Annotated in this window: 19 protein-coding genes and 2 pseudogenes; 14 read left to right on the plus strand and 7 right to left on the minus strand. The window is 59.9% G+C overall.

Translation table 11 applies throughout. The annotated features are described in order from the left end of the window. Positions 1-2 precede the first annotated feature (2 nt). The 4 genes from EH240_RS28180 (at position 3) to pcaF (ending at position 3,723) form a co-directional block, all read left to right on the plus strand. Complete coding sequence (locus EH240_RS28180; protein ID WP_125004715.1) at positions 3-1,061, plus strand: maleylacetate reductase; 1,059 nt, start codon at positions 3-5, stop codon at positions 1,059-1,061. Between the two features lie 61 nt (positions 1,062-1,122). After that, on the plus strand, positions 1,123-1,857 hold the full coding sequence (locus tag EH240_RS28185) for a 3-oxoacid CoA-transferase subunit A (protein WP_125004717.1): 735 nt from the start codon (positions 1,123-1,125) through the stop codon (positions 1,855-1,857). Next, positions 1,854-2,522 (plus strand): 3-oxoacid CoA-transferase subunit B, encoded by a 669-nt coding sequence (locus tag EH240_RS28190; RefSeq protein ID WP_125004719.1) that lies wholly within the window; start codon positions 1,854-1,856, stop codon positions 2,520-2,522. Before EH240_RS28185 ends, EH240_RS28190 begins: the two co-directional genes overlap by 4 nt. Position 2,523: 1 nt before the next feature. Continuing rightward, entirely contained in the window at positions 2,524-3,723 is a 1,200-nt protein-coding gene (gene pcaF, locus EH240_RS28195) for a 3-oxoadipyl-CoA thiolase (RefSeq protein ID WP_125004722.1), read from the plus strand. Positions 3,724-3,752: 29 nt separating this feature from the next. Here the strand turns inward: pcaF and EH240_RS28200 are convergent, their stop codons facing one another. Continuing rightward, entirely contained in the window at positions 3,753-4,667 is a 915-nt protein-coding gene (locus tag EH240_RS28200; protein ID WP_125004724.1) for a LysR family transcriptional regulator, read from the minus strand. Positions 4,668-4,697: 30 nt separating this feature from the next. Here EH240_RS28200 and EH240_RS28205 point away from each other — a divergent pair, with 30 nt between their 5' ends. The 9 genes from EH240_RS28205 (at position 4,698) to EH240_RS28240 (ending at position 12,189) form a co-directional block, all read left to right on the plus strand. After that, positions 4,698-5,165, plus strand: coding sequence for a Dabb family protein (locus tag EH240_RS28205; RefSeq protein WP_245436435.1), 468 nt, complete (start codon positions 4,698-4,700; stop codon positions 5,163-5,165). Positions 5,166-5,240: 75 nt separating this feature from the next. Further along, positions 5,241-6,023: an SDR family NAD(P)-dependent oxidoreductase gene (locus tag EH240_RS28210; RefSeq protein WP_125004726.1), complete on the plus strand. Its 783-nt coding sequence runs from the start codon at positions 5,241-5,243 to the stop codon at positions 6,021-6,023. Between the two features lie 24 nt (positions 6,024-6,047). After that, positions 6,048-6,848: an SDR family NAD(P)-dependent oxidoreductase gene (locus EH240_RS28215; RefSeq protein WP_125004728.1), complete on the plus strand. Its 801-nt coding sequence runs from the start codon at positions 6,048-6,050 to the stop codon at positions 6,846-6,848. Between the two features lie 98 nt (positions 6,849-6,946). Further along, complete coding sequence (locus tag EH240_RS39275) at positions 6,947-7,558, plus strand: alcohol dehydrogenase catalytic domain-containing protein (RefSeq protein ID WP_245436437.1); 612 nt, start codon at positions 6,947-6,949, stop codon at positions 7,556-7,558. Continuing rightward, positions 7,485-8,018: a zinc-binding dehydrogenase gene (locus tag EH240_RS39280; RefSeq protein WP_245436439.1), complete on the plus strand. Its 534-nt coding sequence runs from the start codon at positions 7,485-7,487 to the stop codon at positions 8,016-8,018. The genes EH240_RS39275 and EH240_RS39280 overlap by 74 nt, the downstream gene beginning before the upstream one ends. A 309-nt stretch (positions 8,019-8,327) precedes the next feature. Continuing rightward, positions 8,328-9,320 carry a sugar ABC transporter substrate-binding protein gene (locus EH240_RS28225; protein ID WP_245436441.1) on the plus strand — a complete coding sequence of 331 codons (993 nt, stop codon included), beginning with the start codon at positions 8,328-8,330 and terminating at the stop codon, positions 9,318-9,320. 68 nt (positions 9,321-9,388) lie between these two features. After that, positions 9,389-10,528 carry an ABC transporter permease gene (locus EH240_RS28230; RefSeq protein ID WP_125004730.1) on the plus strand — a complete coding sequence of 380 codons (1,140 nt, stop codon included), beginning with the start codon at positions 9,389-9,391 and terminating at the stop codon, positions 10,526-10,528. After that, a complete protein-coding gene (locus EH240_RS28235; RefSeq protein WP_125004732.1) occupies positions 10,528-11,307 on the plus strand; it encodes an ATP-binding cassette domain-containing protein in 780 nt (259 codons plus the stop codon). The genes EH240_RS28230 and EH240_RS28235 overlap by 1 nt, the downstream gene beginning before the upstream one ends. Positions 11,308-11,349: 42 nt before the next feature. Beyond that, the gene (locus EH240_RS28240) at positions 11,350-12,189 is read left to right on the plus strand and encodes an intradiol ring-cleavage dioxygenase (protein ID WP_125004734.1); all 840 of its coding nucleotides are present in this window, start codon (positions 11,350-11,352) and stop codon (positions 12,187-12,189) included. A gap of 716 nt (positions 12,190-12,905) precedes the next feature. Here EH240_RS28240 and EH240_RS28245 read toward each other — a convergent pair. Further along, the gene (locus tag EH240_RS28245) at positions 12,906-13,118 is read right to left on the minus strand and encodes an RNA-binding protein (RefSeq protein WP_167484192.1); all 213 of its coding nucleotides are present in this window, start codon (positions 13,116-13,118) and stop codon (positions 12,906-12,908) included. A 562-nt stretch (positions 13,119-13,680) separates the two neighbouring features. On the opposite strand from EH240_RS28245, the pseudogene EH240_RS40195 reads away from it, so the two are divergent. Then, positions 13,681-13,941, plus strand: a pseudogene (locus EH240_RS40195) (transposase); the annotation flags it as partial. 290 nt (positions 13,942-14,231) lie between these two features. On the opposite strand, the gene EH240_RS28255 reads toward EH240_RS40195, so the two are convergent. The 5 genes and pseudogenes from EH240_RS28255 to EH240_RS28275 form a co-directional block, all read right to left on the minus strand. After that, a complete protein-coding gene (locus EH240_RS28255; protein WP_125004737.1) occupies positions 14,232-15,554 on the minus strand; it encodes an NAD(P)/FAD-dependent oxidoreductase in 1,323 nt (440 codons plus the stop codon). 11 nt (positions 15,555-15,565) lie between these two features. Then, positions 15,566-16,453: an ABC transporter permease gene (locus EH240_RS28260; protein ID WP_125004739.1), complete on the minus strand. Its 888-nt coding sequence runs from the start codon at positions 16,451-16,453 to the stop codon at positions 15,566-15,568. Between the two features lie 11 nt (positions 16,454-16,464). After that, complete coding sequence (locus EH240_RS28265; RefSeq protein ID WP_125004741.1) at positions 16,465-17,415, minus strand: ABC transporter permease; 951 nt, start codon at positions 17,413-17,415, stop codon at positions 16,465-16,467. Positions 17,416-17,523: 108 nt separating this feature from the next. Continuing rightward, the gene (locus tag EH240_RS28270; protein ID WP_425374841.1) at positions 17,524-19,107 is read right to left on the minus strand and encodes a peptide ABC transporter substrate-binding protein; all 1,584 of its coding nucleotides are present in this window, start codon (positions 19,105-19,107) and stop codon (positions 17,524-17,526) included. Positions 19,108-19,253: 146 nt separating this feature from the next. Beyond that, positions 19,254-20,584, minus strand: a pseudogene (locus EH240_RS28275) (NAD(P)/FAD-dependent oxidoreductase).

Here is a 20,584-nt window from a genome sequence, read left to right on the forward strand (position 1 = left end):
CAATGAAGACCTTCGTCTATAACGGCCAACCCGCCCGAGTGATCTTCGGCTCCGGGACGATCTCGACGCTGCCGGAAGAGGTCGAACGGATGGGTTTGCAACGTGTCCTCGTGCTAGCGACGCCGCCGCAGGAGGCCGATGCCTTTCGCCTTGCCAAGTCAATCGGGGAGCGGGCGGCTGGCGTCTATGCAAAGGCGACAATGCATACGCCTGTTTCGGTAACGGAAGACGCGATGCGCGTGGTGGCCGAGCTCAATGTCGACGGGCTGGTTGCAGTTGGAGGCGGTTCAACAACGGGGCTCGCCAAAGCAATCGCGCTGCGGACCGACTTACCGCAGATCGTAGCCCCAACAACCTATGCCGGCTCGGAGATGACGCCGATCCTGGGTGAAACCAAGGACGGCGCGAAGATTACTCAGACGAGCCCGAAGGTTCTGCCCGAGGTTGTCATCTATGACGTGGAACTCACGATGACACTTCCCGCCGCTATGTCCGGAACAAGCGGGATGAACGCGATCGCTCACGCGGTTGAGGCTCTTTATGCGCGGGAAAGCAACCCTGTAGTCAGCTTGATGGCGAAAGAAGCGATTGGTGCTCTTGCCGACTCTTTGCCGGTCATCGCTCTACGGCCGCAGGATCCGGAGGCGCGGTGGAAAGCGCTCTATGGCGCCTGGCTCTGTGGCATATGTCTCGGCTCAGTTGGAATGGCGCTGCATCACAAGCTCTGCCACACTCTGGGAGGCACCTTTGACCTGCCACATGCGGAGACCCACACGATCGTGTTGCCGCATGCGCTAGCCTACAACGCTCCTGCCATTCCGACAGTGATCGACAATTTGCGGGCCGTCCTGAAGGCCGATCCCGCGATGGCGCTCTATGACCTCGCCGGACAGATTGGGGCCAAACGTGCTCTTTCGGACATCGGTATGCCGCAAAGCGGGATCGACATCGCAACAGACCGTGCGCTCGCAAATCCGTATTGGAATCCCCGTGCCCTGGAGCGCGAGCCAATCAGGGAACTGATCGCCCGGGCTTATGCCGGAGAACCACCACAGGCTTGAAAATTGTGGGCGGATACTTCCTCGCCTTCGCGGGAGTAAGGCCGGTCCAAGAGGAGTTGGTATGGACAAGACTATCGCGACTCTTCGCGAAGCGGTGAGTGGTATTGACGACGGCATGACGGTGATGATCGGCGGCTTCGGAGGGTCCGGGGCACCAATCGAGCTGATCCACGCCTTGATCGACCGTTTCGTGCAAACCCGTCATCCGACGAACTTGACGGTTGTGAACAACAACGCTGGCAACGGCCATGTTGGGCTGGCGGCCCTAATCGAGCAGGGAATGGTTTCTAAACTGATCTGCTCGTTCCCGAGGTCGGCCGATCCGCGCGTTTTCACGGACCTCTATTTGGCTGGCAAGATCGAACTCGAACTCGTTCCGCAAGGGACACTCGCGGAACGCATTCGTGCGGGAGGTGCCGGCATCCCCGCATTCTATACGCCGACGGGATACGGAACGGACCTTGCGAAGGGCAAGCCGGTCGAGGAGTTTGAGGGCCGCCCCTATATCAGGGAGCGTTGGCTGAAGGCCGATTTCGCATTGGTAAAAGCGCATCTTGGCGACACGTTTGGCAACCTCACCTTCAACAAAGCCGCGCGCAATTTTAATCCACTGATGTGTATGGCGGCCCAGACGACGATAGTTCAGGTGTCCAGCATTGTTCGTCCGGGAGATATCGATCCGGAGACCGTCGTGACTCCCGGCATCTTTGTGCAAGGCCTCGTGGAGGTCGCGGAGCCGGCGCAAGAAGAGACGCTTAACCGGGCAAATGCCGTCTACCCGGAGGTTGTCCAATGAACAAATTGAACCCCACTCAGATTGCGTGGCGCGCTGCCCAGGACATAGCTGATGGCGCATACGTGAACCTCGGCATAGGGCTCCCTGAGCTCGTCGCTCGCTTCCAGCCGCCCGGACGACAAGCGATCTTTCATACCGAGAACGGAATCCTGGGTTTCGGCGAAGCTCCTGCAGCCGGACAAGAGGACTGGGACTTAATCAATGCTGGTAAGAAAGCCGTGACACTGAACCCAGGGACCGCCTTCTTCCATCATGCCGACAGCTTCGCAATGGTTCGTGGCGGTCATCTGGATGTCGCCATCCTCGGTGCCTACGAAGTGGCTGAAAATGGCGATCTAGCAAATTGGTCGACCGGGCCAAATGGCGTCCCCGCCGTCGGTGGGGCCATGGACCTGGTCCACGGCGCCAAACGGGTAGCAGTGATTACAGACCACATCACGAAGGACGGTAAGGCCAAACTCGTCAAGCGATGCACTCTGCCGCTCACCGGCGTCCAGTGCGTGACACGCATCTACACCAGCCTCGCATTGATCGATATCGTGGACGCGCACTTCGTGCTTCGTGAAAAACTGTCGTCCATTTCACTCGACGAATTGCAAGCGCTGACTGGCGCTGAATTGCACGTTGTCGGCGCGGTTGCCGACCTTATCGTTCCGGATGTTTGACATGAGCGAAGCGTTTATCTGCGACTACGTCCGCACGCCGATCGGCCGCTTCGGCGGCATGCTTTCATCGGTGCGAGCTGACGACCTCGGAGCCGTTCCGCTGAAGGAACTGATGAAGCGGCACGCGTCCCTCGACTGGCAAGCGGTGGATGAGGTGATATTCGGCTGCGCGAACCAAGCTGGCGAAGACAATCGCAACGTCGCCAGAATGTCGTTGCTGTTAGCCGGACTACCTGAAACGGTGCCCGGAACGACGATGAACCGGCTCTGCGGCTCAGGCATGGATGCTGTGATCACCGCGGCCCGCGCTATCAAGGCAAGGGAAGCAGACCTTGTGATCGCAGGGGGCGTCGAATCCATGTCGCGAGCGCCCTTCGTATTGCCCAAAGCAGAAACGGCATTCTCTCGACATGCAGAGGTCCACGACACGACTATCGGTTGGCGCTTCGTCAATCCAGCGATGGCGGCGCGCTACGGTGTCGATTCGATGCCGCAGACTGGCCAGAACGTTGCAGACGATTTCGGGGTCAGTCGGCAGGATCAAGACCTGTTTGCGCTCGCTTCCCAGAACAAGGCGGCAAACGCGCAGTCGAACGGGCGCCTGGCACGGGAAATCACACCTGTTGTCGTTTCTCAGCGCAAGGGCGATCCCCTGATCGTCGACCGTGACGAACATCCTCGCGCTACGACCTTCGAAACGCTTTCCAAGCTGAAGCCGCTCTTCAATGGTGGCAGCGTGACAGCTGGCAACTCGTCAGGAGTAAACGACGGCGCCGCGGCCTTGATCGTCGCAACCGAGACTGCCGCCAAGAAGAATGGTTTGACGCCGATTGCTCGCATCGTCGCCGGCGCTACCGCAGGCGTTGCGCCGCGGATCATGGGCATCGGGCCGGCACCCGCATCTCAGAAGTTGATGAGCCGTTTGGGCTTGGTAGCGGATGATTTCGACGTCATCGAACTCAACGAGGCTTTTGCCTCGCAAGGTCTGGCGACGCTTCGTGAGCTAGGGGTAGCTCTGAATGATGATCGGGTTAACCGCAATGGCGGTGCGATCGCACTGGGTCATCCCTTGGGCATGTCGGGCGCCCGCATTGCCGGCACGGCCGCAATCGAAATGTCTCTGTCGGGCGGCAGGCGTGCGCTCGCCACCATGTGCGTCGGTGTCGGACAAGGAATTGCCGTGGCATTGGAGAGAGCATAACCAGTCGTCACCAATGCCGCCTCGACTGCTCAGCTGGTCCAGATCTTTTCGTATTCGCCGACGCGGAAGCGTTCGACCAGGAAATCTATGAACAAGCGGGTTCGTGTTGGAAGCATGACCTTCGTAGGAAACGCGATATTCATGGTAAGGCGGGGCAAGTCCCAATCATCCAGAACCCTGACGAGCCGCCCGGCGTCAAGATCGGCCTGTATGATGTAGGCTGGCTGGGCCAGAATTCCCAACCCGTTTCGTGCAGCCACACAGATCAACTGGCCATCATTTGCATTGATGATGCCGTCCACGTCGATCCTGACCTGGTCATCGCCCTTGCGGAAATTGAATTGGTTCCAGTTATCGGCGAGTGTGTAGAGAATGAGATCGTGCTCGGCCAAATCACTGGGATGGCGGGGAGTGCCGCGACGCTCCAGGTAGGCTGGAGACGCAGCCAAAAGACGCCGCGTCTCGGCAAGGCGCCTGATTGTAATGGAACTGTCCGCTTCGACACGGCGCGTTCTGATTGCGAGATCGAGGCCATTCTCGACGATGTCATAATATCGGTTTGAGGACACGATATCGATAGTGACGTTGGGGTATCGATCGCGAAACTGTTGCACGACAGGCATCAGATGCAGCAGGGAAAATGAAAGAGAGGCTCCGACCCGCAGTCGACCATTCGGGCTAGCCGCTTTTGCTGACACATTTGCTTCGGCGTCGAGAAGGCTGTGCATGATTTCCCGTGCCTGCCCGTAGAACTGCTCACCTTCGCTCGTGAGACTCAATTGGCGGGTGGATCGGTGCACCAGGCGAACGCCAAGGCGTGTCTCTAAGTTCATCAGGTAGCGGCTTACGCTCGAAATAGACATTCCGAGCGTCTCTCCTGCTCGAGTTAGGCTCGCTTCCTCCGCGATCCTTACGAACACGTCCAATTCGGTCCAGCGATCCATTTTTGCGCCCAGCGGGAAGGTGTTTTCTCGTTGGCAGTCTTTATCGTCTCTACGGCAAATGCAATTCCTGCTGACGATAATCAGTTGTCACACGCCTGCGAGGATCGGATGGGTCTCCCCAGCATTGAAAACCGAACTGTTGGCGACTGTATAAAGCACATCGTCATGTGGAGCGTTGCCGGCGCAAATGAGACCGAGAAAGATCAGGCTGCCGCTGCAATAAAATTGAGGTTCGAGGGCCTCAGGGGCCTCATTCCCGGGCTCCTCCACCTGGAGATCGGTGTGGATTTCAGCCGGGTATCCTACGCGTGCGATGTGGTCCTATATTCCGAGTTCAGCAGCAAGGAAGCACTTGCTGCTTACGCCACACACCCGGCTCATTTGAAAGTCCGAGATGAGTTGGAGGGTATGCGCATCGCGAGGCACCAAGTTGACTACGTCCAGGACGGAGAAGCAGTCGCCTCGTCGTCTGGGCGCGCGCTCTCGAGCGCTGTGTGATCGCATACTGCCGTCGGATAGGCCTGAATTGCGTTGCCTAGTCGATCGCCGTTTAAGATTGGAGGATATACCTAAATGCCAACGGTCACTTTCGGATTGCCCGACATAGTCGTCGTTACTGGCACCGGGTCCGGCCTTGGAAGCGAGATCGCGACTTTGCTGCTGGATTGTGGGTCGAAGGTCGTCGGAGTGGATCTGACGACGTCCGCTTTGTCTGAACGTGAAGGCTATTCTCAGGTTCTAGGTTCTGTTTCCGACCGGAGCACCTGGACAAAGGTGCAAGACGCCATCAATTCCGCCGGCTCCGGGAAGCTGGGTCTAGTTACCTCGGCAGCGATCCTCGACACGGGTTTCATACCGGACACGACCCCAGAGGTCATTGCGCGTGCGATGGACGTGAACGTCACGGGCACTGCGCTTGCAATGGCCACATTGATCCCGCTGATGGAGACGAGAGGGGGCTCAGTCGTGGCGGTGGCATCGGTAAATGCGGGATTGGCCGAGCAGCAATTGGCTGTCTACAACGCAACCAAAGCTGCGGTAAGGCAACTTGCTCGAACTGCAGCCCTGGACCATGCCCGCGCCGGCGTTCGCATCAACGTTCTCAGCCCCGGTCCTATGATGGCTGGACTGTTCAAGCGCCACCTCGAATCCGCCACCGACGGCGACAAATTCCTGGCGACGCGCTCCAACAGGCAGCCGGAGGGGAAGATTCTGGAGGCGGTCGAAGTCGCTCGGGCAGCGCTGTTCCTTTTGTCTGACGGCGCCCACGCAATCTTGGGTGCAGACCTCGTCGCAGACGGCGGCCTGACTGCTGGCTTTGATTTTCGCACGGGAGCCGAAGGGGCTTCAGTCTGAGCGGAACTACAGGGAGAAAGAGCAATGGAAACTGGTCTCAAAGGTAAAGTCGCCTTTATCACTGGCGGTGCGAACGGAATTGGTCGGTCCACGGCTATAGCGTTCGCGAAGGAGGGTGCGCACGTCGGCATCCTGGATATCGATGAGGCCGAAATGCAGAAGGTAGCCGAGGCTGCCAAGGCTCTCGGGGTCACGGTGCACACCGCGGCTGGAGACCTCTCGACCGCGCGCGGCGTATCCGACGGCATGGACAAGTTACTCGCCGCCTTTGGCAATCGCATCGATATTCTGGTGAACAATGTCGGGTCGGGCGCGATCCGCTCCTTCGACGACGTCGATGATGCCGCCTGGGATGCCACCTTGGCCCTGAATTTCATGAGCTACGTGCGCGCCATCCGCAAAGTGTTGCCAATCCTTCGCGAGAAGGGCGGTGTGATCGTCAACAACGCATCGGATCTTGCCCGGCAACCCGAACCTGTGCCGATCGACTATTCGGTGTCGAAGGCTGCGGTGCTTTCCCTGACCAAAGCGCTTGCTCGCGCCGAAGGCCCCAAGATCCGCGTTAACGCGGTGGCGCCCGGTCCCATCTGGACGCCGTTTTGGACGAAGCCAGGCGGGTTCGCCGAGACAATGGGCAAGTATCACACGATGGAGCCGCAAGCCGCCGTGGAGCATGAGATGAAGCTTCGCCAGCTGCCACTCCAGCGCCTTGGCGAGCCCGACGAGGTCGCCAACGTCCTCGTCTTCCTCGCTTCCGACCTTGCAAGCTTCGTGACTTCGGCAGTCTGGGGCGTCGATGGAGGATCGATCCGGTCAATTGTTTGACGTGTTTGACGGATGTAGCCGGGAGCGTTCCACGCGCAGCCAAGTTACTTGAACGAAGGCTCCGCACCTCGGGCGAACTCAGTGAAGGACAGTCTGATATGAAAGCAGCCCGGTTTCACGCGAAGGGCGATGTTCGCGTCGAGGAAGTAGAATTGCCGTCGGAGCTCGCTCCCGACGAGGTTCTCGTTCGAAACCAACTCTGTGGAATCTGCGGGACCGACCTTCATGAGTTCGCTGCCGGTCCGATATTCATCTCGCCTCAACCGAATGCATTCTCAGGCGCCTCTATTCCGCAAATCCTGGGACACGAGTTCAGCGCGGTCGTCGAGAGGGTGGGCGGTGAAATCACGCACCTGAAACCCGGCGATCGCGTTTCCATCCAGCCCCATATGGGACCGCTTGACGGCTATTTTGGCGTTCGCGGATTGCATTTCCTGGGAACGCGCGGGGCGGCCACCGGGCTGACCTGGCCTTGGGGCGGCTTCGCGCAATACGCGGTGATGAAGGGTTACGCCACCGTGAAAATGCCCGACAATTTGACGTTTCGCCAGGGTGCCTTGGTCGAACCCGCCGCTGTAGCGGTGACTGCGATTGATCGCAGTGGACTGGTGCCCGGCGGATCGGTTCTGATCACGGGTGGCGGGCCTATCGGGAGCGCTGACGGTTCTGGCGGCCCACGCCGCCGGAGCAGCGAAGATCTTCCTGAGTGAACCAAATGCCGCAAGGCGCCGCCGCATCGAGAAGCTCGGCGTTCCGGTAACGACGATCGACCCGACGCAATCCTCTCTGGCGTCGTCGATCACCAGAGAAACGTTCGAAGGTCTCGGTTGCGACGCCGCTATTGAATGCGCTGGGAATCCGCGCGCAATCTCAGACTGTCTATCGGCGGTCCGACCGCAGGGCACAGTGGTGTTGATCGGCCTCACAAACAGCAAGGTGGAGATCTCGCCTTTCGACCTCATTGTGCGCGATATCCGGCTGCAAGGCTCCCTTTGCTACCCGACCTCGCTCTGGCCAAGAGTGTTCTCGATGATAGAAAGCGGGCGGCTGCCGGTCGACCAGCTCGTTGACGCGGTCATCTCCCTCGATGAACTCGTCGACAAGGGGTTCGAACCACTGCTAGACCCGAGTGGCACGAAAATGAAGATCCTCGTAGATCTTAACGCCTGATCTAAGGCGCGTCGTTTTCGTTAACTGCACCAGGCGCTTTGTCGAGCTCACATTCATAGCAAACGGTGCAAAAGCCGTCGATCGCGGTCGTGCTCGGCGCGTCCTTCTTGCGCAACTCGCGCTCTTCACAGCTACCGCACAAATACGGGTCTTCGATTGCGCGCCGAAAGCTTTTTGCAGGTAGCGCAAGACTGTTTCCTTGATAGCCCCGTTTATCCCGATTGCCGCTATCTGCATAAATGAACGCACGTTGGACCGCATCCAGCCAAGCTGGCCCGGACAACGGGGAGGTCGCCTCAAGTCACCGTTTTGGGAGAGCGACAGCAAGTTTCCACCAGGGAGGATCCAATGAAATCTTCATTCAAGAACGCACTGCTTTCGGCCGTATTCACCGTTGCCGCCACCGTCGGTTGGAACGTATCGGCTTATGCGGATGGCGAGAAATACGTTCTCATCGAGCATTCCCCCGATAGCGAGACCTTCTGGAATACCGTGAAGAACGGCGCAAGCTTGGCGGCCAAGGAAGTGGGAGCTGAGGTTACGTTCCGCAATCCGCCGACCGGCGATCTTGCCGACATGGTTCGCATCATTCAGCAGACCACTGCAGAAGCGCCGAGCGGTATCATCGTAACGATCCCCGACGCCGACCTCGTCGGCGGCCCGATTGCTGACGCGGTCGCCAAGGGCATCCCGGTGGTGACAATGAACACCGGAACGGCGGAGCAGTCGAAGAAGCTCGGAGCGCTTCTGCACGTCGGGCAACCGGAGTTCGACGCGGGCGAAGGCGCCGGTGAACGGGCCAAGGCCGCTGGCATCAAATCGTTCCTTTGCGTGAACAGCCTGTTTCCGAACGTCGCCGGCGAGCAGCGCTGCCAGGGCTTCGCGAAGGGTCTTGGCGTAGAGCTCGGCAAGCAGATGATTGACTCTGGCACCGATGCAGCGGAAATCGCCAACAGGGTGAAGGCCTATCTCTCTGCCAATCCCGATACCGGCGCCGTCCTCACGCTCGGCCCGATGACCGCGATACCGACCATTCAGGCTCTCAAAGACAACGGCATGGCGGGCAACATCTTTTTCGCGACTTTCGACCTGAACCCCGACATCTCGAAGGCGATCAAGGATGGCGTCATCAACTTCGCCATTGACCAGCAGCCCTTCCTGCAAGGCTACCTGCCGGTGATCACTCTCACCAACTACCTCCGCTACGGCGTCGTCCCTGCGAACTCAGTCCTCTCCGGACCCGGCTTCGTCACCAAGGACAACATCAAGTTGGTTGAATCCTTGGCGGGGCAATACCGCTGAGGCAATCACCATCGGCTACGGCGGAGGCTTGCGCCTCCGCCGTAGCCTTACGGCAGGAGTTGGAAATCATGGCGAACGTGCAGACCAACGAGGCCCCACGGCCCACGCTCCCCAAAGACGAACGCGTTAAAGAGCTGCATCGCCTCCACAAGGCGCTCATCCGCCCGGAACTCGGGGCCACCTGTGGCACGATCGCGGTTTTCGTATTCTTCATGGTCCTTGCTGGCGGCACGCAAATGTTCGCCCTCGAGGGAGTGATGAATTGGAGCACGGTTTCGGCTCAGTTCGTTGTGCTTGCAGTAGGGGTATGCCTTTTGATGATTGCGGGTGAATTCGACCTTTCACTAGGCTCGATGGTCGGCTTCTCTGGCATGATATTTGCGCTTCTCGTCATGAAGCTCGGCATTCCTGTATGGGCAGGAATCCTGCTGACGATGATGCTCTGCGCAAGCCTAGGCATGATCAACGGCTGGCTTGTCATCCGCACCGGGCTGCCGTCGTTCATCGTCACACTCGCATTTCTTTTCATTCTTCGCGGCGCCACGATCTGGAGCGCCATTACATTCAACCGTCAGCCCGTTGTTTCGGGCGTTGGCGAAGTCGCGGCCGGAGATCCGATCGCCTGGCTGTTCGGCGGTGAGGCTTTCACAGGCCTATTCCAATGGCTTGGTCAGCAAGGCATCATCGCAACCTTCACAAAGGGCACGCGTATGGGGCAGCCTGTCGTGAGCGGCATACCCATGTTGATAATTTGGGCGATCGTTTTCGTGCTTGTCGGGCAATGGGTTCTCACCCGGACTCGCTTCGGAAACTGGATTTTTGCTGCGGGCGGTGATCCGGAAGCTGCCCGATACGTCGGTGTTCCGGTTGCCCGCGTGAAGATACTTATGTTCATGGTTGCGGCCCTTTGCGCCGCGTTCCTGGGCATCGAGCAAGTCATCGAGTTCGGGTCGGCAGCCTCCGACCGGGGAATAATGAAGGAGTTCGAGGCCATCATCTGCGTGGTGATCGGCGGAGCACTGCTAACCGGTGGTTACGGCTCTGTGGTCGGCGCCGCGCTGGGCGCGATTATCTTCGGTGTCGTCCAGCAAGGCCTGTTTTTCACCAACGTTGAAAGCTCGCTTTTCCGAGTGTTCCTAGGGAGCATTCTGCTCGCCGCAGTCCTGGCCAATACCTATGTCCGCCGTATGATCACGGGAGAGAAGTGATGGCTGCCCGGATCCTCGAAATGGTCGACATTCGCAAGCAGTTTGGCCACATCATAGCCTTGTCTGGAGTGTCTTTCGACGTGCAGGCCGGCGAGTGCCATTGCCTCCTTGGCGACAACGGCGCAGGCAAGTCGACTTTGATCAAAACTATGTCTGGCGTGCATGTGCCTTCCCAGGGCGAGATAAGAGTCGGTGGGCAAGCCGCCCACTTCACAACTCCTCGAGACGCAATGGCGGCGGGCATCGCAACGGTCTATCAGGACCTCGCGATGATCCCCCTGATGAGCGTTGCGCGAAACTTCTGGATGGGCAGAGAGCCCCAGAAGGGTATCTGGCCTTTCCGCCGTTTCGATCTCGAGACGGCCGACGCCATCACCATGCAGGAAATGCGGCACATGGGCATCAACCTGCGCGAGCCCAGCCAGGCAGTGGGGACCCTTTCGGGCGGCGAGCGCCAAACTGTTGCCATCGCGCGCGCGGTCTACTTCGGTGCGAAGGTTCTCATATTGGACGAGCCCACATCAGCCCTTGGGGTCCGGCAGACGGCCAATGTCCTCACGACCATCGACTATGTCCGAAAAAAGGGCATCGGTGTCGTGTTCATCACGCATAATGTCCGGCACGCGCTAGCAGTCGGTGACCGCTTCACGGTTCTCAATCGGGGCAAGACCCTGGGGACAGCGGACCGCGGTCATATCAGTGCCGAGGAGCTGCAAAATTTGATGGCAGGCGGACAAGAGCTTGCGCAGTTGGAAGCATCATTGGGGGGAACTGTCTGACTTGGTGGACCGACGAGCAAGCGCAAATGGGAAGAGTGAAACATGGCGAAGTATCTAAACGAACACAACTCGGCCGAAACGGTCAACGCGCGCATGGGCAACAACACCAACCCGCGCCTGCGCCAGGTTATGGGGTCCCTCGTTGCGCATCTGCATGCCTTCATCAAAGACGTCGAACCAACGGAACAGGAATGGGGCGTCGCCATCGAATTCCTCACCCGGACCGGTCAGATCTGCAGTCAGTCGCGGCAAGAGTTCATCCTGCTATCCGATGTGCTCGGGGTTTCAATGCTGGTTGACGCGATCAATCACCGGAGGCCGAGCGGCGCGACGGAGAGCACTGTATACGGCCCATTCCATGTCGATGGCGCGCCCGAAAGGCAGATGGGCGACAGCATCAACTTAGATGGTCTGGGAGAGCTTTGCTTGTATGAAGGGCGTGTTCTCGACCTGGACGGAAAGCCCATTGCCGACGCTTACATCGATGTATGGTCTGACAATGAAGAGGGGTTTTACGATGTCCAGCAACCGGACATCCAACCACCTTTTAACAATCGTGGCATCTTTCGAACGGGAGCGGATGGTCGCTACTTCTTCCGCGGCATCAAACCTGTCTCCTATCCGATCCCCGACGACGGACCAGTTGGCCAGATGCTGGAGAAGTTAGGCCGCCATCCTTACAGGCCGGCGCACATGCACTTCCTATGTGGCGCTCCTGGGTATGATCGCGTCTGCACGCATATCTTCGTCACGGGCGACCGCTATATCGAGTCCGATGCCGTGTTCGGTGTTAAGGACTCCCTTATCGTCGATTTTGTTCCGGTTCAGGATGGCGACGTAAAATGGAAGGCGGAATTTGATTTCGTCCTGGACAAAGTGTGACCCGGTCCATTTCGGCCGGTGGCTCGACAGGAAGGCCTTTCCCGCGGTATGGCATCGCAATGCATGACGCTGGCGCGCGACCTTGGGAGATCAACCTCGTCGCGCTGATCGAAGCGATGATGGGCGGTCCAAACAAAAGATCGCCTAAGCTTGTCCGGCTGTTCGGTTTCCAGCGCCTCCCTCAGTTCCTCCAAGCTATTCGCGCCATTCCTAAATGCTGACATGACTGGCCAAGCGGCGTTCGTCGCGATCCTGCTCATCCGAGATGCCGTGGGTGAGGCAATACTCCTTCACAGCTTGGCAGAGAATGCTAAGCTGTTCCGGGTCAGCGATTCCTGTGAATGGCGTTTGTGCCAACTCCCTCTTTGCGTTAGGGCGAAAGCAATCGACGCTCTTTCAATCGCCCCTGTGCCGTTCGAAAGCAGGCGACGGTTGATTGTATGAGATCGCACAGAAGAGTCCATTCCGAAGTTAGGTGGAACCCTTCCGGGGTGATAGCGTTACCGCCGGACGAAAGAGTTTTCCCCCTATGGCCGACGAACCCGACAAGCCCAGAGCGATGGACGGCCCGGTAGTGCAACGCTTGGTTAAAGAAACGGGCGTTACCTACGAACAGGCTCGCGACCTTGTGAGTCTTTTGGGCAGTGTCGATTGGGCGTCGCTCTTGCGAGAAGCCAGGTTGCTGATCCGAGGCCGCTAAACAAACCGCGGTGAGCCTAAACCTTGCGACGCTTCGAAAGCGCCTGCCATAGCTCCGCTTCGTTCATCGCCCCGTCCTGGAAGACGACGACGACTTCCTCGGCGAGGGCTTGCCTCTGTTCCCGGTCTTTCTGGGATAGGCGGCGCTCTTTGCACAGTTGGTCGAACACCCGCTGGAGCAAGTCCAGATCGGCGGGCTCGAATATTCCGCTGTAGCGGGTCAGAGGCATAAGGGCCGCCCTCAATTCGTCCCTGGCCTGTTATTCTGCCATTCGACCTTTTCGCCTGCTGGCATTATCTCAAGTTCAATTGCCTGCTGGCATTTCGGATTTGAAGGCAGCATCGCGCCAGCCGCAGAGAAAGGCAAGCTTCGCCCCGGGCGCGCTTGACGAATTCAGCGGGAGGCAGCTGGGGTCGGACAGTAAAAACGACGATGCTGCAATTTGCGGTATGCTTAATCCTATGCGAGATCTTGCTACAATCCCTCCATGGCCGTCCGAATAGCGGTTGTCCTGGCGCTTCTTTTCGCCTTCGCCTACGGATTTGCAAAACTCGTGGAACGTTATGGCGGCGTAGGCGATCGGCCGTCTTCGTGTGAGCAATTGTCAAACCTTGATTGCCCAGACCCGAACGCGCCGCCTGCAGAGCCTAAGCCTAAGCCTTCCTCAATCTCACCCCGGCGCCGCCGTACTTGCGCAGACTTCACAACCCTTCGTCCTTATCCATCCCGGCCCAGCTGAAAATGAACATCGCTACGGTCGCGCCTGCCATGATCGCGGTGACGGCCCATCCGAGAACGCGCTGAGCTTCTATCGGCTGCCGCTTGCCCACCACAAGCATATGAAGTCGACGGACATGCTGGAGCGGCTGAACCAGGAGATCAAGCGGCGCACCCTGGTCGTGCGCATCTTCCCCAATCCGCAGAGCTGTCTGCGGCTGGTGCGGGCGCTGGCGGTGGAGATCCACGAGAACTGGCTCGAGGCGACCCGCTACCTCAACATGGAGCATCTGCGCGAGCACAAGAAGGAGAGCTTGAGGGCATTGGCCGCCTGAGCGCGGCCCGGTGCGATGCCGACGAACCCAATGTCGGCATCGATGTCGGCGCCAAAAGGGAAGTTTATCAATTCATGAAGGGACTGGCGGAGGCGGCGGCAATCTAGCCAGCGTGAAATGCCGCGTCTGGGGCCCAATCGGTCATCGCAGCGGCGGTATCTCTTCTTGGAAGCGGGTTTTCAGCCGAACTCATGATGTGTTCGTGCGTTGCATGTCAGCCGTGACGAAGTCGGTTCCCGGTCCGGAACATGTCGGCGCTCGTCCGCCGGAACAAGGTCGATCGATCGACGCTAGGCGTGAGGTGGGAGCTGAGCCCCGCTCGTCTTTGCCCGCAGCCAGTCAGAGACCCGATAGTATCGCAACATTGCGGCCGGAGCGAATGACATGAAGAAGGGTGCTCGCCGGAGTGGTTCGAGCTTCAGCGACAGATCTTTTTCAGGCACGCCCTTCGCCCATTCGCCGAGTATGCCGCCAAGCATGCTTCCGGTCGGCACTCCGCGACCGGACAGGCCCGTCAGCGCGACGACGCCCGGCGCAAGTCGATAGAATCGCGGGATGGTGCGCTTCTGCATGTCCAGCTCTCCGAACCAGAAATACTCCCATTTCAAGTCGCTGCTCATTTGCGGATGGAGCCAGCGCAGGCGATCGGACATGAGGCGGTGTGTGAACGCCATGTCCCTGCCGCGACGGCCCATCGGAAACATCGAGGCGACGATGCGTCCCTCGGCGTTGTATTTGTAGACGAAGATGTCGCCGCGGCCGTCATGCATCGTCGTGTTGCGCGGCAGGATGGTTTGGCGTTCGCTGGCGGTCAGTGGCTGGGTAGCGGCGACGAAGACCCTCTGGATCTTGTAGGTCCGGTCGAGACCAGGCCATCCGTCGACGGTGTACGCACCGGTCGCAAAGATGACCTTGTCGGCGACGACGGTTCCTTCGCCAGCGTGAACTGCCCAGGCACCACCCTGTCGCGCCACATCGCAGACCGGCGACCCTGTGTGGATCGTACCACCTTCTTCGATGACGGCACGGGCCAGGCCTCTTGCGTATCCCAATGGATTGAGGTGACCAGCCTCGGAATGAAACCAGCCGCCATGATATCGCGGGCTGCCGGTGATTTCCTCAGTCGCCTGTCTGTCGAGCACCCGCGTCTTGGCGCCAACGGCATTATACTGCTTCGCCTTTTCCTCAAGCTTGGCGACGGAGCCGGGCGTCAGTGCGCCCATGACGTAGCCGTTCTGCTGCCATTCGCAATCGATACCGTAACGCTCGATCATCCCTGCGACTTGTCTGTTGGCCCCTGTCTGCCGGGCGATCAGCCTTTCGGCCCACGGTTCGCCCATCATGGCGCGCAGTTCGGGCAGGCTGTAATGGGTGAAGGTTGGCGTACAGTGGCCGGCATTGCGGCCTGAGCCGCCGAACCCGATCTCCTGGGCTTCGAGCAGAACCACGTCTATGCCGTCGCGGGCGAGGTCGAGTGCGGTGGTCAACCCGGTGTAGCCGCCGCCGACAATGCAGACGTCAGCCTGCCTGCGTCCTTGCAGCAGGCTGGTTTTTGGCGACGGCGCCGCGGTCGCATACCAGAGCGAGACTTCAAACGGCGAAAACCTTGCCATGCCGGGCGACCTCACAGCATGTCGCTTCGTGCGTCGAGCGCATCGCGCAACCCGTCGCCAATGAAGTTGAAACTGGTGACCGCCAGGGTGATGGCGGCGCCGGGAACGATTGCCAGCCACGGCGCGCTGTCGAGATATTGCTGGGCGCCGTTCAGCATGTTTCCCCAGCTCGGCAGCGGGGGCTGGATGCCGTAGCCGAGGAAACTGACATAAGCTTCCAGAAGGATGGCGCGGGCAACGGTAAGCGTGGCCGCGACGATGATCGGGCCGATCGCATTGGGCAGCAGCTCGCGAAACATGATGTGGCTGTTGCTGAGCCCGAGCATGCGGGCGGCGACGACGAAGTCGCGTTCGCGCAGCGAACGCACTTCCGCCTCGACGATGCGCGCGATCTCCATCCAGCTCGTTGCCGCGATGATCAATGTGATCATGATCGGGCTCGGCTTGATGAAAGCTGCCATCGCCAGCAGCAGGAAGATATTGGGAAAGGACAGCATCGCGTCGACGAAACGCATCAGTACCGTGCCGATGCGGCCGCCGAAGAAGCCGGCGGCGATCCCGAGCACGGTTCCGAAGACGGTGCTGATGACCATCGCAGCGAAGCCGACCAGCAGCGAAATGCGGCCGGCCATGAACAGGCGCGCCGCGATGTCACGTCCAAGCGGATCGGTGCCGAAGAAATGATAGCCCGTGAACGGCGGCGAGAACCGGCCACGCAGGTCGATATAGAGATCATCGAAGGGCAGCAGCATGGGCCCGAAGACGCAGGCGAGCACCAGAACGATGATCATCACCAGGCCGAACATCGCCAGTCGATGACGGGCAAATCGGCGCACGCTGCGGCTGTGCCACCAGCGTTGCTTGGCGTGGGCGGGGATGAGGAAGTCCGACTGGGTCATCGCTTCGTTCCTCAGCTCAATCGAATGCGCGGATCAACGAATGCGACGGTGAGGTCCGCGGCCAGATTGCCGACCAGGACGAGGACAGCGGACATCATCAGCAAACCCATCACGACGGGGTAGTCGCTGTAGCCGAGACTATCGAGGAACAGCCGTCCCATGCCGGGCCAGGTAAAGACCGTTTCTGTCACCAACGCGCCACCCAGTATTGTCGGCAGCTGCAGTCCCAGCAGGGTGATCATCGGGAGCAGGGCGTTTCCGAGGATGTGGCGAAGCAACACACGTCGGGAACTCAGCCCCTTGGCCCGGGCCGTTCGGACGAAATCCTGGCTGATGACGTCGAGCGTCGCGGTGCGCATATAGCGGCTCCACACGGCGATATTGACCAGCGCAAGCACGATGCTCGGCATGATCAGATGGGTCGCGTAATCGCCGAGCGAGCCATCGCCGATCGTGTACATGTTGCCGGCCGGCAGCCATCTGAGCCGCAGCGAGAAGATGTAGATCGCGATCAGCCCGAACCAGAAGGTCGGGATCGACAGCGCCACCATCGCGCCGACGGTCGCGGCGTAGTCGAAGATCGAATATCGTTTGAGCGCGCCCAGTACTCCGATCCAGGTGCCGACAAGGATGGCGATCGCGGTCGACACGCCCATCAGCAGCAATGTCGCGACAAGGTGCTCCCAGATGATGTCGAGCACAGGCCTGCCGTCCCGGTAGGAACGCCCCCAGTCACCGCGAAGCAGATGTGCCAGCCAGTCGATGTACTGGACAGGAAGGGGTCGATCGAGCCCCATTTGCGAGGCGATGCGATCGAGATCGGCCTGTGTCATCCCTGGCGTCAGAGTGAATTGAGAGAGCGGTCCGCCCGGAGCCAGGTTCAGGACGGCAAAGCCGATCACCGAAACCAGCAGGAGCAGGACGAGACTTTGCCAGAAGCGTCCCAGCAGATAGCGAAGCATGCCGGTTGTCTCCGTTTTGGATGTCCGTCGGATACAGTCGAGCCAGAGGCGTCCCTGTCGGCCACGCAGGCCGAGCCGGTCATTGCCGACCCGGCCTCATTTGTGCGTCTATGCCCAGTACCAGGTGGCCACGTCCCAGGAGTCGATGCGGACATTGATGTTCGGCACGACGCCTTCGACACCGGACTTGTGTCCGCGGACCGTCGCGTATTGGAACATCGGCAGGAATGGCAGGTCGTTGCGCACGGTCTCCTGGATTTTCAGGTAGGCCTGCTTGCGTTTCTCCGGCACGAATTCGACACCGCCGGTTTCAAGCAGCTTGTCCACCTCCGGGCTGGCATACTGCCAGGTATTCTGGCCGGAGCCGCCCTTGGCCGGAATCGACTTCGAGCTGAGGTAGTCCGAAGTGTCGGGATCGGAGCCCGTCAGGAAGTTGATGCCGACGACCACGGAATCAAATTCCGACTTCATCCAGTAGTCGCCCCACATCACGGCCGGCGGCAGGTTGGAGATTACCACCTCGACGCCGATGTCGCGATACGATTGCTGAATGAACTGCTGTGCCTGTTCGCGGATATGATTACCCGCCGTGGTCGAGTTCTTGAACGAGAGGCGAACACCGTTCTTGACGCGGATGCCGTCCCCGCCAGGGACCCAGCCGGCGTCGTCCAGCAGTTTCTTTGCCTTGTCCAGATCGTATTCCTGCTTCGGCAAATCGGGATTGTAGTAGAAGGACTGCTGCGGCATGTACGTTTCGGTCGGGGCCGGCAGGCCGTAGTAGAGGGCGTCGATGATCGTCTTCTTATCCAGCGCATGGTACAGCGCCTGACGAACGGCGAGTTCCTTGAACTGCGGGCGCTCCATGTTGAAGCTGAGCGATTCGATCGTGGCGGCGGGAATAACGGCGACCGCGGTTCCGCTCAGCGTCTTGGCTTCCTCATAGTGGTCGGCCGTGATCCACTGCAATCCGATAACGTCGATGTCGCCGGTCTTGAACTGGGTATAGAGCACGGTCAGATCCGGAATGTACTTGTAGATCAGGCTCTTCAGGTAGGGACCGTCGGCGAAGTAGTCGGTATTGGCAGCCAGTTCGATGTGGTCGCCGGCCGTGCGTTCCACCCATTTGAACGGGCCGGTGCCGATCGGGGCATTGTTGAACGGTGCGGTGTTCTTGTCCTCCGCTGCACCGAGCAAATGTTTGGGAACGATGAAGGTCGCCGCCAGGATCGACGGGTAGGGCGCGTAAGGCTCCTTCATCTTCCACTTGATCTCGGTTGGCGAGACGACAGTCAGGTCCTGGACAAGTTCGTGGCCGGCGCGTCGCCAGCTGCGAAACTTCGGGTCGACCAGCAGTTCGAGCGTAAACTTGACGTCCTCGGCGGTGAACGGCTGTCCGTCATGCCACTTCACGTCGTCGCGCAACTTGACGTGCCACTCGAGCCCGTCGGCCGAGATGCCGCCGTTTTCGACGGTCGGCACTTCCTTGGCGAGCGCGGGGAAGAAATTGCCCCTGGGATCGACACCAAACAGCGGATCGAAGACGCTGAAATGAATACCTTCGTCGACCTCGATATGCGGCAGATGCGGGTTGAATACGGTGGGCTCCTGCGAAAAGCCGACGATCACCTGCCCCTTGGGTTCGCTCGGCGGGGTTGCCGCTAGGGCGCTGCCTGCTCCCGTCAGGTTGGGCATGGTGAGCCCGGCGGCACCGGCGATCGCCATTCCAAGCGCCTGACGACGCGTCGGTCGAAAGATTATGCTGCTACTCTTGTCTGACATTGGAGGCTCCTTTTCATAGTGTTCCACTTTCGCTGCGTCACGCTCTCTTGTCGGAGCGCTTATAATCCGGTGATCGGTGCGACCTTCGATCCGTCTGAAAACCGCGACCACCGGAAATCCTTAGGATCGACGATCGGCGGCCGTCCGGTCACGATGTCCGCCATCAGCCTGCCTGCCGCGGGCCCGATGCCGAAACCATGGCCTGAGAAACCGGTCGCCACATGAAAGCCGGGAACCTCGTCAACGGCGCAAATGACGGGAACGGCGTCCGGCGTGACGTCGATATAGCCGGCCCAGCGCTGCGCCACCTCTGCCTTTGCCAGAACGGGAAATGCCTTGCGGGCATTTGCAAGAACGCGCTCCGAGCTTTTTTTGGAAGGCTTGGGATCGAGCACGCGGCAGTATTCGAAGGGGCTCGCCTCATCCATCGCCCAGCGGGTCGGCATCCCTGCCTCGTGAAGGAAACGACCACCCAGTCGGAATTGCAGCGATCGCCACTCTGTCTCCAGGCCGGAAGAAAATCGCGCGCATAGCGAAAGGAGTTGGGCACGATGTCGACGAGATTGCTCATGCTGGAGGCGACGGTGTAGCCACCGTCCTGGCGCTTGCGTATGGCGAAGTTGTTTGCCCACACGGCCTGGTCCGGCCCGTTCTCGACCGGGGTCGTGCGAAGAACCGTGTTCATGACCTTCAGCTGCGGCAGGTCGAGCCCAAGCGTTCCGCAAAACAGGTTCGACCAGGCCCCTCCGGCAAGAACGACCGCCTTGCAGGCGATGAATCCACGTTCGGTCACGACGCCCGAAACGGCGCCGCTCGTCGTTTCGACGCCGCGCACGGCGCATTCCGTCAGTATGGCGGCGCCACGGTCGCGTGCGGCTTCGGCAATTGCGGGCGCCGCCTTCTGCGGCTCGGCGCGACCGTCGGCTGGCGTGTAGAGCGCTCCTTTGACATCGAGATTGGAGCCGGGGAGGAGGTCACGCAATTCGCCAGCACTGATCATTCGCGACTCGAGCTGATAGCCTTGGAGATGGCGTCCCCAGCGCTCGTGCTGTTCGTATTCCTTGTCGTCCGCGCAGGTGAAGACAATTCCGGCCCGGGCGTAGCCGGTGTCTCGCCCCGTCCGTTCGGAGAGCCTCGCCCATATCCGCAGGGCTTCCGCCATCAGCGGAACCTCGCGTGGATCCCGCCGGGAAATGCGGACCCAGCCCCAGTTGCGGCTGGACTGTTCCTGTCCGATGCCCCCCTTCTCGCACAGGGCCACCCGCAAGCCTCTCTCGGCCAGCTCCAGCGCCGTCGACGTGCCGATGATGCCGCCGCCGATGACGACGCAGTCCACCTCCTTAGGCAACTCAGTGTCTCCATGAACGGGGACGACGAACGGTCCGGGCAT

This window comes from Mesorhizobium tamadayense (assembly GCF_003863365.1).
Classification (GTDB): Bacteria; Pseudomonadota; Alphaproteobacteria; order Rhizobiales; family Rhizobiaceae; genus Mesorhizobium; species Mesorhizobium tamadayense.